20 protein-coding genes are annotated in these 16,283 nt (G+C 63.4%); 9 read left to right on the top strand and 11 right to left on the bottom strand.

Annotation, left to right across the window (positions count from 1 at the left end; genetic code table 11):
* Positions 1-327: a chorismate mutase gene (locus tag FJ974_RS04155; RefSeq protein WP_140538543.1), complete on the top strand. Its 327-nt coding sequence runs from the start codon at positions 1-3 to the stop codon at positions 325-327.
* A gap of 52 nt (positions 328-379) precedes the next feature.
* Positions 380-781 (top strand): 30S ribosomal protein S16, encoded by a 402-nt coding sequence (gene rpsP, locus FJ974_RS04150; RefSeq protein ID WP_008873340.1) that lies wholly within the window; start codon positions 380-382, stop codon positions 779-781.
* 67 nt (positions 782-848) lie between these two features.
* Here the strand turns inward: rpsP and FJ974_RS04145 are convergent, their stop codons facing one another.
* The 3 genes from FJ974_RS04145 to FJ974_RS04135 form a co-directional block, all read right to left on the bottom strand.
* The gene (locus FJ974_RS04145) at positions 849-1,112 is read right to left on the bottom strand and encodes a YMGG-like glycine zipper-containing protein (protein ID WP_140538544.1); all 264 of its coding nucleotides are present in this window, start codon (positions 1,110-1,112) and stop codon (positions 849-851) included.
* A 141-nt stretch (positions 1,113-1,253) separates the two neighbouring features.
* Entirely contained in the window at positions 1,254-1,781 is a 528-nt protein-coding gene (locus tag FJ974_RS04140; protein WP_140538545.1) for an SRPBCC family protein, read from the bottom strand.
* Positions 1,782-1,796: 15 nt separating this feature from the next.
* The gene (locus FJ974_RS04135; protein WP_140538546.1) at positions 1,797-2,207 is read right to left on the bottom strand and encodes a DoxX family protein; all 411 of its coding nucleotides are present in this window, start codon (positions 2,205-2,207) and stop codon (positions 1,797-1,799) included.
* Positions 2,208-2,539: 332 nt separating this feature from the next.
* Between FJ974_RS04135 and FJ974_RS04130 the strand changes: the two genes are divergently transcribed.
* Positions 2,540-2,992 (top strand): ACT domain-containing protein, encoded by a 453-nt coding sequence (locus FJ974_RS04130; protein WP_140538547.1) that lies wholly within the window; start codon positions 2,540-2,542, stop codon positions 2,990-2,992.
* A 228-nt stretch (positions 2,993-3,220) separates the two neighbouring features.
* Here the strand turns inward: FJ974_RS04130 and FJ974_RS04125 are convergent, their stop codons facing one another.
* The gene (locus tag FJ974_RS04125) at positions 3,221-4,255 is read right to left on the bottom strand and encodes an aspartate-semialdehyde dehydrogenase (RefSeq protein ID WP_140538548.1); all 1,035 of its coding nucleotides are present in this window, start codon (positions 4,253-4,255) and stop codon (positions 3,221-3,223) included.
* A gap of 582 nt (positions 4,256-4,837) precedes the next feature.
* On the opposite strand from FJ974_RS04125, the gene FJ974_RS04120 reads away from it, so the two are divergent.
* A complete protein-coding gene (locus tag FJ974_RS04120; RefSeq protein WP_140538549.1) occupies positions 4,838-6,712 on the top strand; it encodes a DEAD/DEAH box helicase in 1,875 nt (624 codons plus the stop codon).
* On the opposite strand, the gene FJ974_RS04115 is transcribed toward FJ974_RS04120, so the two are convergent.
* The 7 genes from FJ974_RS04115 to leuD form a co-directional block, all read right to left on the bottom strand.
* Positions 6,707-8,137, bottom strand: coding sequence for a glycosyltransferase (locus FJ974_RS04115; protein ID WP_140538550.1), 1,431 nt, complete (start codon positions 8,135-8,137; stop codon positions 6,707-6,709). The two genes, FJ974_RS04120 and FJ974_RS04115, sit on opposite strands and share 6 nt — an antisense overlap.
* Before the next feature lie 9 nt (positions 8,138-8,146).
* A complete protein-coding gene (locus FJ974_RS04110) occupies positions 8,147-8,632 on the bottom strand; it encodes a GNAT family N-acetyltransferase (protein WP_140538551.1) in 486 nt (161 codons plus the stop codon).
* Positions 8,633-8,635: 3 nt separating this feature from the next.
* Positions 8,636-9,739, bottom strand: coding sequence for a 3-isopropylmalate dehydrogenase (leuB, locus tag FJ974_RS04105; RefSeq protein WP_140538552.1), 1,104 nt, complete (start codon positions 9,737-9,739; stop codon positions 8,636-8,638).
* A 296-nt stretch (positions 9,740-10,035) separates the two neighbouring features.
* Positions 10,036-10,386 (bottom strand): VOC family protein, encoded by a 351-nt coding sequence (locus FJ974_RS04100; RefSeq protein ID WP_140538553.1) that lies wholly within the window; start codon positions 10,384-10,386, stop codon positions 10,036-10,038.
* A 12-nt stretch (positions 10,387-10,398) separates the two neighbouring features.
* Complete coding sequence (locus tag FJ974_RS04095; protein ID WP_140538554.1) at positions 10,399-10,782, bottom strand: RidA family protein; 384 nt, start codon at positions 10,780-10,782, stop codon at positions 10,399-10,401.
* A gap of 325 nt (positions 10,783-11,107) precedes the next feature.
* Entirely contained in the window at positions 11,108-12,043 is a 936-nt protein-coding gene (locus tag FJ974_RS04090; protein ID WP_140538555.1) for a hypothetical protein, read from the bottom strand.
* Between the two features lie 74 nt (positions 12,044-12,117).
* Positions 12,118-12,723 carry a 3-isopropylmalate dehydratase small subunit gene (leuD, locus tag FJ974_RS04085; protein WP_140538556.1) on the bottom strand — a complete coding sequence of 202 codons (606 nt, stop codon included), beginning with the start codon at positions 12,721-12,723 and terminating at the stop codon, positions 12,118-12,120.
* A 148-nt stretch (positions 12,724-12,871) separates the two neighbouring features.
* On the opposite strand from leuD, the gene FJ974_RS04080 reads away from it, so the two are divergent.
* The 5 genes from FJ974_RS04080 (at position 12,872) to dndB (ending at position 16,207) form a co-directional block, all read left to right on the top strand.
* The gene (locus FJ974_RS04080; RefSeq protein WP_140538557.1) at positions 12,872-13,291 is read left to right on the top strand and encodes a GNAT family N-acetyltransferase; all 420 of its coding nucleotides are present in this window, start codon (positions 12,872-12,874) and stop codon (positions 13,289-13,291) included.
* Positions 13,292-13,628: 337 nt separating this feature from the next.
* Positions 13,629-13,943, top strand: a complete 315-nt coding sequence (locus tag FJ974_RS04075; protein ID WP_140538558.1) for an ArsR/SmtB family transcription factor — start codon at positions 13,629-13,631, stop codon at positions 13,941-13,943.
* The gene (locus FJ974_RS04070; RefSeq protein ID WP_140538559.1) at positions 13,940-14,389 is read left to right on the top strand and encodes an SRPBCC family protein; all 450 of its coding nucleotides are present in this window, start codon (positions 13,940-13,942) and stop codon (positions 14,387-14,389) included. Before FJ974_RS04075 ends, FJ974_RS04070 begins: the two co-directional genes overlap by 4 nt.
* Positions 14,390-14,473: 84 nt before the next feature.
* Positions 14,474-14,977 (top strand): SRPBCC family protein, encoded by a 504-nt coding sequence (locus FJ974_RS04065; protein WP_140538560.1) that lies wholly within the window; start codon positions 14,474-14,476, stop codon positions 14,975-14,977.
* Between the two features lie 147 nt (positions 14,978-15,124).
* On the top strand, positions 15,125-16,207 hold the full coding sequence (gene dndB, locus FJ974_RS04060; protein WP_140538561.1) for a DNA sulfur modification protein DndB: 1,083 nt from the start codon (positions 15,125-15,127) through the stop codon (positions 16,205-16,207).
* The last annotated feature ends 76 nt before the right edge of the window (positions 16,208-16,283 follow it).

Raw genomic sequence — 16,283 nt, 5'->3', positions numbered from 1 at the left:
ATGAACGAGGAGAAGGACATGGCCGACGCACGCGCCATCCTGGCCGGCTACCGCGCTTCGATCGACAACATCGACGCCGCCCTCATCCATATGCTGGCCGAGCGCTTCCGCTGCACCAAGGCGGTCGGCGTTTTGAAGGCCGAGCATGGCCTGCCGCCGGCTGATCCGGCGCGCGAGCAGCAGCAGATCGCCCGCCTTCGCCAACTGGCGAAGGATGCGAACCTCGATCCCGATTTCGCGGAGAAGTTCCTGAACTTCGTCATCCGCGAAGTAATCCGGCATCACGAACAGATCGCCGCCGACAACGGCGCTGCCAAAGCCGGTTGAGCGTTTCAGCCGAAACCACATCAACGAAATCAGAGCTTTTTAGGAGAAAACAATGGCACTGAAGATCAGACTGGCCCGCGCGGGCTCGAAGAAGCGTCCCTACTACCACGTCGTCGTTGCCGACGCCCGTTCGCCGCGCGACGGCCGTTTCATCGAGTCGCTCGGCTCGTGGAACCCGCTGCTGCCGAAGGACGGCGAGCGCGTCAAGGTCGACGCCGACCGCGTCAAGCACTGGCTGTCGCACGGCGCCCAGCCAACCGACCGCGTGCTGCGTTTCCTCGACGAGGCCGGCCTTGCCAAGCGTGAAGCCCGCTCCAACCCGAAGAAGGCTGAGCCGGGAAAAAAGGCGCAGGAGCGCGCCGCCCTTCTGAAGAAGGCGCAGGACGACGCCGCGGCCGCTGTTGCGGCGGCTGCCGCCGCGCCGGCCGAAGCGGAAGCCGCCACCGCCGAGTAAGCCTGCTACTGTTTCAGTTATACGAACGGCGGGTTACGACCCGCCGTTCCTTTTTGGATTTGATGCCTCAGTAGCCTGACGGGCAGCGCGCGATATAGACGCGCCCGTAACGGTCGCGATAGCGGCACTTGCCACTCTCGCTGGCATGGCCGATCAGCGCGCCGGCCACCGCGCCGACGGCGCCGCCGACAATGGCTCCCTGCGTCGGATTGTTGGCAACGGCAGCGCCTACGGCCGCACCGCCCAAACCGCCGATCGCGGCTCCCTTTTCCGTTTGCGAGCAAGCGCCGAGCGCCGTCGCCAGCACCAGAATAATAATCGCTTTCTTCATTGTCGTTCCTCTCTCACGCGGATCGCCGTCCTCGCCGCCATGTCTTAAACTCACAGACGGCTAATTTGATCCCGAGAGGGTGAAGATCGCCGGTTTGAGCTGCTATCGGCTTGCCGCTATGCCGCTGAGGTTACGAAGGTTTTACCGCTCAGTGGCGCGCCGCAGATTGTCGAGGCCAGCCTCGAAATCCTTGCCGATCAGCGTGTCGAAATTCATGAACAGCCCCATCAGCTTGGCGATGAACGGCCGGCCGCCACGCGTTGCCCAGGTGACCGTGGTGCTGTCGCCCGACGGCGCCAAGGTGAAGTCGACGCTGTTGTTGGCCCGAAATGGTTTTTCGAAATCGAGCCTCAGCGAGACCAGAGACGATGGCACCGACTTGGCGATTTCCATCCGGCCCTTTCCGGCCTTGCTGCTGCCCTCCCAGGCATAGGCCGCGCCTTTTCCGCTTTCGGCGCCGGAGAGCGTGCGCTTCATCTGCGGATCGAGCTTTTCGTAAGGCGACCACTCGGGCCAGCGCCTGAAGTCGTTGATCAGCGGGAAGATCGCCTCGGCCGGCGCTTTGATGCTGGCCGAGCGGCTGACGACGAAATCGTTCGGCCGTGTCGCCGCGTAGAGGAGCACGGCGGCGATGATGACGACCAGGATGACGAGGATGGTGGTGAGCATCTTTCTCTCCTTTGCTCAGCGGCTGAACGGGATCAGCGCCCGCACTTTTGGGTCGCGCAGATAAAGGCCGCCCCACAGGATAACGCCGAGATAGACGCCGAACAGCGTGTGCGAAAACAGCGGGCTGTCGAGACGCACTTTCGTGGCGATGGCTCCCCCCATATAGGCGGTGAGCAGGATGGCGCCGAGCACCGACGTGCGTGGCCATGCGTAGAGCGCGGTCGAAACCAGGCCGATGACACCCAGCATGCGCGCGATATTCGGATCGGCCGGCCAGCCGATCTGCACCATCATTTGCGTGACGATGTCGAGCGGCGGCAGCTTGATGGCGCCGTCGAAGATCATGAACAGGACGACGACGACGCTGAGCACGCGCCCTGTCCACAACGCGCCGGACGAGGCGGGCGCGGTTTGAGAAATGCTCATTGATGTTCCCTCCGTTTGGGTTCGATTCGCAGGCTGATTGCCGGCTTCGGAGCAAGGACGGGCGATGCCGCTGCGATCCGACAGGGTCGGTGCGCTTTTTTAGCGATGGCTACTGCCGCGGCTCATTTCGATGTCGTTCGAGCAGGGCTACCGGAGCGACGGCAGCCGGTCTAAAGCATGTCTCCCGAAAATGTGCAGCGGTTTCGGGATAAAGACATGCTTGAAATCGAAGACCTAAAGCAGGTCGCGTGAATCCTTTTTCACGCCACCTGCTTTAATGACGAGATGCGGTTGCCGCGGCGGAGCGCGAACGGACCGCCAAGAGAGGAAAAATGACCGGCGAAACCGACCTGCGAAAGCTGCTGGCGACGATGACGCCGCAACTGCTCCCTGGCGCCTATGTCTTCGCGGCGCTGGCGCCGGGCACACCGGTGCCGAACGGCCTCGATCCGGTCATGCAGTTTCGCGAGCGCGAAGGCATGACGTTGATCGTCTCCGAGGGCAAGGCGAGCGCCGCTGGCCTGACCGGCATTTTCCGCTGTCGGATGATCACGCTGAACATCCATTCATCGCTGGAGGCGGTCGGCTTCCTCGCCGCCATCACCACGCGATTGGCTACCGCCGGCATGGGCGTCAACCCGGTCTCGGCTTTTTATCACGACCACCTGTTCGTGTCGGCTGAAAGGGCGGAGGAGGCGGTAGAATTGCTGGTTGAGTTGGCGGATGAAACTGGTCGTGAGGCCGGCGCTGTCCCTCATCCCCCTGCCGGGACCTTCTCCCCGTGAACGGCGAGAAGAGCGCTACCGGCCGAAGGCCGAGCCCGCGACCGCGGGCCGCCGGCCGTCCGGCGCGCCGCGCAGGGCCAGCCGCGGCAGCGGCGGTGCGGCCCGTGAGCGAAAACAAAACGGCCGAAGGCCGAGCCCGCGACTGCGGGCCGCCGGTCGTCCGGCGCGCCCGCGCAGGGCCCGCCGCGGCAGCGGCGATACGGCCCGTGAGCGAAAACTGAAAAGCCGTCAGGCCGCCTTTTTCTTCGGCTGGACCAGGCCGCGTTCGACCAGCAGCTCGGCGATCTGCACCGCATTGAGCGCGGCACCCTTGCGCAGATTGTCGGAGACGATCCACATCGACAGGCCGTTGTCGATGGTCGAATCCTCGCGGATGCGCGAGATGAAGGTGGCGTCCTCGCCGGCCGATTCCAGCGGCGTGATGTAGCCGCCGTCTTCGCGCTTGTCGAGCACCTGGCAGCCGGGCGCCTCGCGCAGGATTTCGCGCGCCTCATCCGCCGTGATCGGCTTCTCGAACTCGACGTTGACCGCTTCCGAATGGCCGATGAACACCGGCACCCGCACGCAGGTCGCCGTCAGCTTGATCTTGGGATCGAGCATCTTCTTGGTCTCGGCCACCATCTTCCATTCTTCCTTGGTGAAGCCGTCGTCGAGGAAGACATCGATATGCGGGATGACGTTGAAGGCAATGCGCTTGGTGAACTTCTTGACGTCGACCTGGTCGGCGACGAACACGGCGCGGGTCTGCGTGAACAGCTCGTCCATGCCTTCCTTGCCGGCGCCCGACACCGATTGGTAGGTGGCGACGACGACCCGCTTGATGGTCGCCGCGTCATGCAGCGGCTTCAGCGCCACGACCAGCTGCGCCGTCGAGCAGTTCGGGTTGGCGATGATGTTCTTGCGCGTGAACAGCGAAATCGCGTCCGGGTTCACTTCCGGCACGATCAGCGGCACGTCCTGGTCGTAGCGGAAGGCCGACGAATTATCGATGACGACGCAGCCCTGCTTGCCGATCTTGGGCGACCATTCCTTGGAGACGTTGCCGCCGGCCGACATGATGCAGAGATCGGTGTCGGAAAAATCATACTGGTCGAGCGCCTTCACCTTCAGCGTGCGGTCGCCGAAGGACACTTCGGTGCCCTGGCTGCGCCGCGAGGCCAGCGCCACCACTTCGCTCACCGGAAAGCCGCGCTCGTCCAGGATGTTGAGCATTTCGCGGCCCACATTGCCCGTGGCGCCGACTACCGCAACCTTGAAACTCATGAAGATCTCCTATCCCTCTCCGCTTGGCTGTTGGAGAAAACCCGCCGGCCTCATGCGGGTTCCGTCCCCCGGGCCGAACCCGGGAGAGGGTGGTCAGGCCAAGGGAGTCACACCGTTTTGGCGGTGGTTTTGGCCGTAGTTTTGCTGAAACGGACGGACGCGTCTGAACGCCCGGCCCAATGCTTTACATTGTGGCTGGGGGTATCGAATGCAAGAAGAGCCATCAAAAGGCCGCGCATCGAAGACGATCCCGTTCGAAGCGGGCTTTTACGCGGTTTGGTCAAAGAGTCAATCAGTGCCGCTCTTCCTTCTCCCCTTGTGGGAGAAGGTGGATCGGCGCGCAGCGCCGAGACGGTTGAGGGGTGCGTGACGGAATACCGTCATTGCCAAGCTGGAGCACCCCTCATCCGACCGAGCTTCGCTCGGCCACCTTCTCCCGCAAGGGGAGAAGGAGAGGCGGTGCCGCTTGCCCTGTACAATGGCGGTCGCAGGAAGTACGAACGCCCAAATACCGTTGGCTGGCGCAGTGCCGGCCCCTTGTGCTCCTCGACGAGCCAGAACCCGGAATTCCGAAAGAAGAAAATGTCCAGTTTCGCAACGATTGTCCCCGCGCTGGCAGCGGCGCTGGAAAAGCGTGGCTATGCCGAGCTGACGCCGGTGCAGAAGGCGGTGCTCGCCCCCGAGCTCGGGCAGTCCGATGCCCTGGTCTCGGCGCAGACCGGCTCCGGCAAGACCGTGGCCTTCGGCCTCGCCATGGCGCCGACCCTTCTCGAAGGCGCGGAGCGCTTTTCCCATGCCGCGGCGCCGCTGGCGCTGGCCGTGGCGCCGACGCGGGAGCTGGCGCTGCAGGTGCGGCGCGAGCTGGAATGGCTGTATGAGCTGACCGGTGCCACGGTCGCTTCCTGTGTCGGCGGCATGGATGTGCGCAGCGAGCGGCGCGCGCTGGAGCGCGGCGCCCACATCGTCGTCGGCACGCCCGGCCGGCTGCGCGACCACATCACCCGTGGCTCGCTCGACATGTCGGCGCTGAAGGCCGTGGTGCTCGACGAGGCCGACGAGATGCTCGATCTCGGCTTTCGCGAAGACCTCGAATTCATCCTCGACGCCGCCCCCGCCGACCGCCGGACGCTGATGTTCTCGGCCACCGTGCCGCGTTCCATCGCCACGCTCGCCCAAGGCTATCAGCGCGATGCCGTGCGCATCTCGGCCGCCGGCGAGGAAAAGCAGCATCTCGACATCGAATACCGGGCGCTGAATGTTGCCCAGGCCGACCGCGAGAACGCCATCATCAATGTGCTGCGCTATTACGAGGCCAGGAACGCGCTGGTGTTCTGCAACACCCGCGCCGCCGTCAACCATCTGACTGCGCGCCTCAACAACCGCAACTTTTCCGTCGTGGCGCTCTCCGGCGAGCTCAGCCAGAACGAGCGCAGCCACGCGCTGCAGGCAATGCGCGACGGCCGCGCAAAAATCTGCATCGCAACGGACGTCGCGGCGCGCGGCATCGACCTGCCCAATCTCGAACTGGTGGTGCATGCCGACCCGCCGACCAATCCCGAAACGCTGCTGCATCGAAGCGGCCGCACCGGTCGTGCCGGGCGAAAGGGCGTCAGCGCGCTGATCGTGCCGGGCAGCGCCCGACGGCGCACCGAACGGCTGCTGCAGAACGCCAAGTTGACGGCAACCTGGGCGAGCCCGCCCTCGGCCGACGAGGTGCTGCGCCGCGACGACGAACGCATCCTCGCCGATCCGGCCTTCGATGAACCGGTGAAGGACGACGAGCGCGGTTTCATTGACGCGCTTCTTGGCCGTCACGGCGCCGAGCTGGTGGCGGCCGCTTTTGTGCGCCAGTGCCGTTCCAGCCGCTCGGCGCCCGAGGATCTCATCGACGTCGCCCCGTTCACGCCTTCGCGTGAAAGGCCGGCCGGCGAGCCATTCGCGCGGCGCGACGAACCGCTCGGCCGCCGCGACGATTTCGGCGACAGCGTCTGGTTCTCGCTGTCGGTCCGACGCCGGCAGAATGCCGAGCCGCGCTGGCTGATCCCGATGCTGTGCCGCGCCGGCAACATCTCCAAGCGCGAGATCGGCGCCATCAAGATGCAGCCGGAAGAAACCTTCGTGCAGATCGCCGCCGGCTGGGCCGACCGCTTTGTCGCGGCGATCGGCCCCGATCGCAAATTGCAAGGCAGCATCGCAGTGAAGCGGCTGGAGGGCACGCCGGACCTGTCGCGCGCGGGCTATCAGCCGCCGAGCCCGGCCAAGAAACCCCATCGCGGCAAGACGCCGTTCGACCCGAATGCGCCGAAGCGCAAATTCGAGAAGCGGGCACCGGCTTCGGCCGACCAGCGCCCGGCGGTCGCGCATGAGGCAAAGCCCTGGGCAAAGAAGGCAGGCAAGCCGAAATTCGAAAACAGCGGCGCGCCGAAGCACAAGAAGGCGAAGAAGCGGCCTTCATAAGCCCCAGTATCGCGCTACGCCTTCGCTCTGCCTGTAGGCGCTCTCCTTCAGGCCGGCCTTGATGGCGGCCCAGCTTGCGGCTGTCGGCGTCGGCCTGTGCTGCTTTTCGATGCGCTCCAACAGCGATGACCGCCACGCATGGTCTTCCGCCATTTTGCGGATCGCCGCGTACCAGCCCGCCTGATCGTTGGAATCGATCGCCGGCATCAGGCCGCCGGTCGCCTCGATCAGCGACGGCGTGGTCGAGACGATGACCGGAATGCCGAAATCGAGGCACTCGGAGGCGGCATAGCCCCAGCCCTCGATATGCGAGGGAAACACGCCGAAGGACGCGCTGCGATAATAGCCGATGAGCTCCTCATCGCTGACCGGACCCGTGAAGACGATCTGGTCCTTCAGCCGCGGATGAGCATCGAGATACGCGCTGAGCTCCTCGACCATCCAGCCCCAGCGGCCGACGCAGACGAGCCTCGGCAACCTGACGCTTTCATCGATCGCCTGCTGCCAGATGCGCGCAAGCATGATGTGGTTCTTGCGGATCTCGATGGTCGAGCAATAGAGAACGAACGGCTCGCCGGCATCGAGGCGCGAGGTCGTGCCGAGCCGGCTGGCTTTCTCATGAAGCAGCGACGGCATCGGGAAGCGATGGACCGGCGGCAGGTGGATGCCGGCCGCGCGCATGTGATCGCCGAGCATCTGCGCCGCGGCCTCGGAGGTGCAGAAAGCGGCCGCCCCGGACCGTACCAGCGCCTCCAGATTAGGGCCGAAGGCCGATTGCATCTTGCCCTTTCCGACGAGATCGGGCCGCATCGTCGGGATCATGTCATGGCACAGGAAGACAATGTACCAAGTTTGCCGGCTAAGCTCCGCCATCGTCTCGCCCACCATGACGTGGTTGCTGATCAGGACCGTCGAAGACGCGGCCCGCTCGCCTGTGTGCTCGCGGCCGGGATGAAAAAGCCCGGCTGTCAGGCCGGCCCGGCGCCAGAGGCGATAAGCGCGCAGGAACAGCCTCAGGATCGTGCAGGCGAGGCCCGTCCGCCCATTAGTGACCAGGCTTGCGAGCTGGCGATCCGCTTCCCTCTTCGCCTTCGGGTATCGCCGCACCGCTTCGAAAGCCTGCCGCAACGCGGCAAGGCGTTTGCGTCCCGGCCGCTGCCGGAACGGTGCGATCTCATGGATGCCCAGTTGCTCCATCTCGAAATTCTCGAGAGGCCGGAAGCGGCGGCTCGAAGGATCAAGCGTCACAACCTCGATGTCCGGGTCGGGATCGGCCAGCGCCGCCCTGACCATGAAGTCCTCGATCCGCTGGATGCCAGCCAGCGCACCGCGCCATGCGAGCAGGCCGGTCGCGTCGATGCAGATCTGTTGTCTTCTCGCATCCATGCCTTCGATTGGCAGGATTTTGTCGGTCTTAGGGTCCATCGGCTGGCGTCAGTATCCGGCGATCGCCTTGAGTGCCTCGCCCGATAGTCTGAGAAACACCTTTTGTCCGTGGCGCTCGGCGCCGAGCCGGTCGTAGAAGCGCAGCGCGCCTTCGTTCCAGTCTTCGGTGGTAAGATCGATGCGGCCGATGCCCTTGTCGAGACAATAGCCGGCAAGAAAGCCGATCAGCGCGCGGCCGACGCCCTTGCTGCGGGCGCTGTCGCGCACGAACAGGTCTTTCAAAAACATCAACCGTTCGAGATCAATGCCGGGATGCGCGATCGCCACCGATGCCAGACCGGCCACCTCGCGACCCGCAAAGGCCAGCGCGAAATGCGGATAGGCCGAGCTTTCCTCATCGAGCCATTGTCGTGCCGTGGCCGTCGCCCGGCCGTGATCGAGCGGCGCCTGCCGATAGTGCGCCGCCATCTCGCAAAGCACAGTGGCGAGCGCCTCGGCGTCTTTGATCGTCGCCCAGCGGACGTCGACGGCCATTGGTCAGGCCAGGAACTTGGCAATGATAGCGTCGCCCATCTCGACGGTGCCGACCTCGGTCATGCCTTCGGACATGATATCCTTGGTGCGCAGGCCGTCGTCGAGCACGGCGGCGATTGCCGTTTCGAGCTTGTCGGCTTCAGTCACCATGCCGAAGGAAGAGCGCAGGCACATGGCGAAGGAGGCGATCATGGCGATCGGGTTGGCGATGCCCTGGCCGGCGATGTCGGGCGCCGAGCCGTGCACCGGCTCGTAGAGCGCCTTGCGCTTTTTGGTCTTGGCGTCAGGCGCGCCGAGCGAGGCCGACGGCAGCATGCCGATCGAGCCGGTGAGCATGGCGGCGATGTCGGAGAGCATGTCGCCGAATAGATTGTCGGTGACGATGACGTCGAACTGTTTTGGCCAGCGCACCAGCTGCATGCCGCCGGCATCGGCCAGCATATGGTCGAGCTTGACGTCGGAATAGCGCGTCCTGTGGATCTGGCTGACAACCTCGTTCCACAGCACGCCGGATTTCATGACGTTGCGCTTTTCCATCGAGGTCACATGGTTGCGGCGGGTCCGCGCCAATTCAAAGGCGACTCCGGAAATACGTTCGATCTCGAACGTGTCGTAGACCTGCGTGTCGATGCCGCGCTTCTGGCCGTTGCCGAGATCGATGATCTGCTTCGGCTCGCCGAAATAGACGCCGCCGGTGAGCTCGCGCACGATCAGGATGTCGAGCCCTTCGACCACCTCCTGCTTCAGCGAGGACGATGCGGCGAGCGCCGGATAGCAGATCGCGGGCCTCAGATTAGCGAACAGCTCCATGTCCTTGCGCAGGCGCAAGAGCCCTGCCTCGGGGCGTACCTCGTAACGCACGGCATCCCATTTCGGCCCGCCGACGGCGCCGAACAGCACCGCGTCCGCGGCAAAAGCCTTTTCCATATCGGCATCCGAGATCGCCGCGCCATGCGCATCGTAGGCGCAGCCGCCGACCAGTCCCTCTTCGGTGGCAAAGCCGCTGCCCAGCCTGTCGTTCATGGCGGCGATCAGCTTCTTCACCTCGGCCATGGCTTCGGGGCCGATGCCGTCGCCGGCGAGCAGGAGGAGATTTTTCGAAGCCATGGAGAACCGTCCCGGAAAGAATTGAACCGCGGCCTTGCTAAACGCCAAGCGCTTGCGGCGCAAGGGGATGGGACTCCGCAGCCCCCTTTGACCTGCCGGGCTTGCGGGACTTGGTTTCCTCGCCCCCGCCAAAGGCGGGGGAGAGGTGGCCGCGAAGCAGTCGGAGAGGGGGCTCTCGTAGGGCGCTGCCCCCGCTCCGTCTCGGCTTCGCCGAGCCACCTCTCCCCCACTTCGTGGGGGCGAGGAAACCAAGCTGGAGCAGCGTCGCAATCTTCAGCACAGGTCGCGAGAAGCCCTCACCGATGCGACAGAATATTCACCAGCCGGCCGAACGGGTCGCGCACATAGAAGCGGCGCACGCCCCAGGGTTCGTCGGCCGGACCGTATTCGATGGCGAAGCCCGCCTTGCGCATGGCGGCGAGCGCTCGATCGACATCATCGACCTCGATCGAAAGATCCGGCACCGGCGTGCCAGAACCGCCTTGGGCCATGAAGCTGATCTGAACGCTCATCCTCTCTTGCGAGCCGTAAGTGGCGATCCAGCCTAGATCCATGAGCGGATCGAGGCCGAGGACGTCCTGATAGAAGCGTTTCGCCGCCGCGATATCCTGTGTCGCAATGTTGGCTACGATGCGCCGGACCGCCATGGCTTCAGCTCCTCATGCCGTGCGCCTGAGCGCCGTCACCTCGATCTCGATCTTCATTTCCGGCTTGTTGAGCTGGCAAACGATCATCGTCGCCGCCGGCCTGATTTCTCCAAAAACTTCGCCGAGGATCGGGAACACCACATCCACGAAAGCCTGGTCGGTGATGTAATAACGCGCCCGCACCACATCGGCCATGTCGAAGCCGCCCTCCGCCAAGGCCTTGGCGATGGTGGCCAGGCAATTGCGCGCCTGCGCCTCGATCGTCTGCGGCATCGTCATGGTGGCATAATCGTAGCCGGTCGTTCCGGACACGAAACACCAGTCGCCCTGCACCACCGCGCGCGAATAGCCGGCGGTTTTTTCGAAGGGGGAGCCGGTGGAGATGAGTATGCGCATGGGATGTCTCGTTACATTGTTGACCTGCATCTAGCAGGAGAAGTGCTGCTCGGTCGTGGGCCAAGGCAAACGGATCGTTGCCACGACGGCAGGCGCAAACCTCGGCGATGGCCGAAACCTCCCTTCCTTCGTCATTCCAGGGCGGAGCAAGGAGCGAAGCGACGCGCGCAGACCCTGGAATCCATGCCGTTACGCCGAAACGCCGCCGGCGGTGCAGAATTCTGAGCCGCTGCTTCTACGGCAATCGTCACGGCATGGATCCTCGGGTCTGCGCTCCGCTGCGCGTCGCTCCGCCCGTGGATGACGACGCCCCGGCGGCCGTCGCCTAATTCCCCGCCCCCTGCGCCTCGTCCAGCGCCTTCTTGATGTCCGCCGGCCAGCTCTTCAGCGGCGGCCAGCCCTGCGGCTCGCCATTGTCGCCGCGGCGGGCGAAATAGACTTTGTGCTGGGCTGGATCGACCGCCATGAAGCCGTCATTGCCGCCGCAATCATGCGGCACGCAGCCGCTGGCGTAGAAGGCGCCGGATGCGGTCTTTTCGGTGCCGCCGCCGACCAAAAGGCTGGTGGCAAAGTCGGGCATGTCCTTGCCGAGCAGCGCCTGGCCCGCCTTGTAGACGGCCTCGTTGTGGAAGGCATCGACGATGTTGTCGTATTTCGACGGATCGACATCCTTCCAGTCGGTGCCGGGCTCCGGCGTATAGGTGAGCTCGCCCGAGGTCGTCAGCCCGCCGGTCGGCGACCATTGCAAGGCAGGTTTCGATTCGCCGGGCAGCAGGAAAGGCACGAAATAGATGGCGTCGTCGGCTATCGCAGCGGGCGGCGCGCCGCATTCGTCCTGCTCGACCGTCGTGGTCCGGATCTCGCCGTCTTTCGGTTTCCAGACGATCACCTTCGCCGGGCCGCACTGGTTGCCGCCATCGCCGACATCGACCAGCGCCACATCGACGTCGCCGATCTTGACGATCTTGTCGAAGGAGACGTCATAGTTGCTGGCCAGTTGCTGGCCGTCATAGGACAGCACCTTTTCGCCGTCCTGCTCCGGCTGCGTGATGGTGAGCTGACCGCCCTCGAACGGGATCGGCGCCTGCTTGTCATCCTCGGCCAGCGCCGCATTGCTCGTGCTTGACGCGCCCTGGTCAGCGGCGCCGCCGGATGCACCGTCAGCCGGCACGAGCACGGTGTCGGTCTGCGCACGCGCGCCCGCCATTGGCAGAAGGATCGCCGCCAGGGCACAGGCGCCGACCAGAAGCAAACGTGTCATGACTGTCCCTCCATTCAGCCACCACGAACCCGGCCTGAGCAGCCGGGTCTGTCCATCTCGGTGCTTCAGGCCGCTCAGGCCCAGGGGCGCAGCTCGGCGTTCTTCTTCTCGAACGAGGCGATGGCGCCGGCCTTTTCCATGGTGAGCCCGATATCGTCGAGCCCGTTGAGCAGGCAGTGGCGCTTGAAATCATCGAGATCGAATTTGACCACGCCGCCGTCCGGCCCGCGGATCTCTTTCGCTTCCAGGTCGACCGACAGCGTCGCGTTGGAACCGCGCGAGGCATCGTCCATCAGCTTGTCCAGGTCTTCCGGGCTGACGGTGATGGGCAAAATGCCGTTCTTGAAGCAGTTGTTATAAAAAATGTCGGCGAACGAGGTCGAGATTACGCAACGAATGCCGAAATCGAGCAGCGCCCAGGGCGCATGCTCGCGGCTCGAGCCGCAGCCGAAATTATCGCCGGCGACCAGGATCTGCGCCTTGCGGTAGGCCGGCTTGTTGAGCACGAAATCCGGGTTTTCCGAACCATCGTCCCTGTAGCGCATCTCGGCGAAAAGGCCGCTGCCGAGCCCGGTGCGCTTGATCGTCTTCAGATAATCCTTCGGGATGATCATGTCGGTGTCGACATTGACGATCGGCATCGGTGCTGCGACGCCGGTGAGCTTGGTGAATTTATCCATGGTCCTAGCCGTCTTTTTGCTGAGGGGATTGCTGGCGCCCGGTTTACACAAAGCCCGCGGCAAATAAAAGGCAGCTGTTGGCAGCTGCGCTTGGGCCATCGGCATCGAATTCCTTCCAAAACGCCGGCCGATCGTGCACCTTGGCGCCATGACATCGAAAGTTCTTTATGCCAACGAGCCGGCGCTCGACGTCGCCGAGTTTCGCCGCGTGCTGGTCGAATCCAGCCTTGGCGAGACGCGGCCCATCGACGACGGGGCCAGGTTGGGGACGATGATGTCGGGCGCCAATCTGGTGCTGACGGCGCGTCTTGACGTCGAAGGCAAGCCGCTGGTCGGCGTCGCCCGCGGCCTCACCGACTTTTCCTGGGTCTGCTACATCTCGGAGCTGGCTGTTTCCGGCACGGCGCAAGGCCTCGGCATCGGCAAGGGCCTGATGGACAAGGCGCGCCGCCAGCTCGGCCCTTCGGTCGCCATCAGCCTGATCTCCGTGCCCGACGCCGTCGGCTTCTACGAACGCATCGGCATGAAGCGCATGCCCGACGCCTTCTGGTTCTCCCGCAAGGGCTGACGCCAACCGCTGTGCGGCTCTATCTGCAGCCGGTCGTCGTGAAATCCGCGATCGACGACGAAGCCGCCGGTCACCCGGGGCAGACCGATTTGGGCACTTGGGAGTCCGATCTGCCCCGGAAAGGTGCCCTTGCGCATTTCACCGGAACCGACCTGCCGGCGGTGAGCAGGAACCTTGAGGTCGGCAGCCGTCTGAGATCCGCATGGGGACATCCTTGCGCGCCGTCTATAGCCGCGTGACGCGCTTCGTTCTTGGGCAATGCGGAACTCCGTTTTGGGCAATGCGGAACAAATTCCCTTGACATGCAACCAAATGGTTGCATATTGAAGCCATGAGCATGGATGCTGTCTTTCGCGCCCTGGCCGACCCGACCCGCCGGCAATTGCTGGACAGCCTCTATGCCAGGAACGGGCAGACGCTGAACGCGCTGTGCGAACGGATGGACATGACGCGCCAGGCAGTGACCAAGCACCTGGCGATCCTCGAGCAGGCAAACCTCATCGCCACCATCCGCAAGGGGCGCGAGAAGGAGCACTACCTCAATCCCGTTCCCATCAACGAGATCGCCGAGCGCTGGATCGGCAAGTTCGAGCGCCATCGGCTGGAGGCCTTGAGCGATTTGAAGAAACGACTTGAAAGGGAAGAGCCGTGAACAGCAACAGCTTCGTCTATGTCACCTACATCCGCACCACGCCCCAAAAGCTCTGGGAAGCGCTGACCGACCCGGAATTCAATCGGCAATTCTTCCTCTGCTCCCATCAGGAGAGCGACTGGAAAGTCGGCTCGAGCTGGAAGCTGATCTTCCCCGACGGCCGCGTTGCCGACTCGGGCGAGATCCTCGAGATCGACCCGCCCAGGCGCCTGGTCATCAAATGGCGTAGCGAATGGATGCCCGAGGTCAAGGAAGACGGCTACACCCGTTGCACCTTCACCATCGAGCCGGACGGCGAGTTGATGAAGTTTGCCGTCACCCACGAGGCCGACGGGCCGCACAGGCTGATCGAGAACGTCGCCAAGGGCTGGCCGCTGGTGCTGGCGAGCCTGAAGAGCCTGCTTGAAACCGGCAAGGGCTTTGAGCGCCCGCCGTCAAAGGGCTGAGGCCTCGTTTCGAGAGCGAACAAGCTTGAGGGTGCGAAAGATGACACTGCATATCACTCCGGTACAGGCCATGGCGAAACGGTCATGGCCGCGGCCGAAATCCTCGCCCCTCCTGAACAGGTCCTCGCCGCGCTCGTCACCGACGAGGTCGAGCGCTGGTGGGGCTCTGCCGCCACCTACCGAATGACCGGCTGGGCCGCCGACTTGCGCGTCGGCGGCCGCTGGAGCGTCACCGTGCGGACCGTAGATGGCGCGCACTTGCCCGCCGGCGGCGAATTCCTCGAGATCGAAGCGCCGCGCCGGATCGTGCAGACGCGGAAATACGACTGGGACCACCCGACGCTCGGCCGCCGCGAGACGACGATCGCCTATCTGCTGCAGCCGATCACCGCCGGCACGCGGGTCACCGTCTGCCATGGCGGTTTCGCCGGCTTCGCCGCAGCCGCCGAACATGCCGACGGCTGGGCGCGCGTGCTCGGGTGGCTGCAGGGTTATTTTGATGCAAGGCTTGACCGAGTGAGTATGAAAAGAGCTGCGCGCTTTGCACGGTCAGCTGACAGCTCGGCGATAATAGTGTTAGAGCTCTGAAAATTCTGGGAGAGAGCTCTAAAATAAATTGCGTAGAGCTCCTTGACGTTCTGCTGGAGAGCTGGCAGAAGGGGCGCGTACGAACTCACATTCTTTTGAGCGGTGGTCGCTCTTCCCGAAACCAGAGTTCGAGAAGGACACGAAAACATGCAGTACATGATCCAGTTCCCCGCTATGCGGGGCCAAATGGGCACAAGAACGTATTTCGCCTGCTTGATGCCCTTGGACGCCATCCAGAGCCTTTTCAAATTTGATCCTGAAGAACGGCAGTGGACCGATCTTAGTCCTGAGCAACGCGAGCAGCGCCAGCTCAACAAGGCTCGGGTGCCAGCCTTGACCAGCTACATGCTCGAAAATGAAGAGGACTATTTGTTCGCCTCGATCACAGCGTCTTACAAATCCGAACCGGTCTTTCAGGCGTTCGGAGATAACGAGAACATCGGCACACTCGGTCTGAAGCTAGGAGATGAGCTGACTATCAATGACGGCCAGCACCGGTGCGCGGCCATTGTCGAGGCAGTTAAGAAGAACCCCGAGCTTGGCAAGCAGATGATCTCAGTCCTGCTGTTCCCGTGGGAAAATATCACCCGGGTACAGCAGATGTTTACTGACCTGAACCGCCATGTGGTCAAAACGTCGAAATCACTCGACGTGCTCTTCGACAAGCGCGATCCTATTTCGATCGCGACTTTGATCGCACTCGAGAAGGTGCCCGTCTTCAAGGAATATACCGAGAAGGTGGATGCCAGCCTCAAAGCAAAGTCTACGAAGATCTTCACGCTCGCGGCTTTGTACGATGCGAATAGCGATCTGCTGAAAGAGCATGCCAGCGACGACATTGAGGCCAATGCAGCGCGTCTTGCCGCTTATTGGTCCAAAGTGGCCGATCACATGCAGGACTGGAAGAAGGTCCTGGCGGGAATGAAAAGCTCGACCGATCTTCGATCTGAGAGCATCTCTGCGCACTCGACGGTGCTTCGTGCATTGGGCGGCCTCGGCTCGGAACTCATGAAGGAAGAGGATTGGCAGGACCGGCTTTCCGCCTTGTCGCAAATCAACTGGTCGAAGACGAATCCCGACTGGCAAGATGTCTGTATCGTCGCCAATTCGGTTATTTCGAATCGTCAGGCTCGCGCAGCTACCAAGGCGTACATCAAGGGTCGCCTTGGCATTGAGCTGACTGAATCCGAACAGCGTTCAATTCAGGGGGCGGCCAAAAGCGCGGCCTAGGACGTCTGTCGTTTCATGAAAGGGCGCCGAGAAATCGGCGCTTTTTCTTTTTCTACAGTTGGTTTTTGCAACGGTC

The organism is Mesorhizobium sp. B1-1-8 (assembly GCF_006442795.2).
Taxonomy (GTDB): domain Bacteria; phylum Pseudomonadota; class Alphaproteobacteria; order Rhizobiales; family Rhizobiaceae; genus Mesorhizobium.
Note: the sequence above shows the minus strand (reverse complement) of the source record. Positions and strands in the feature narration are given on the sequence as shown.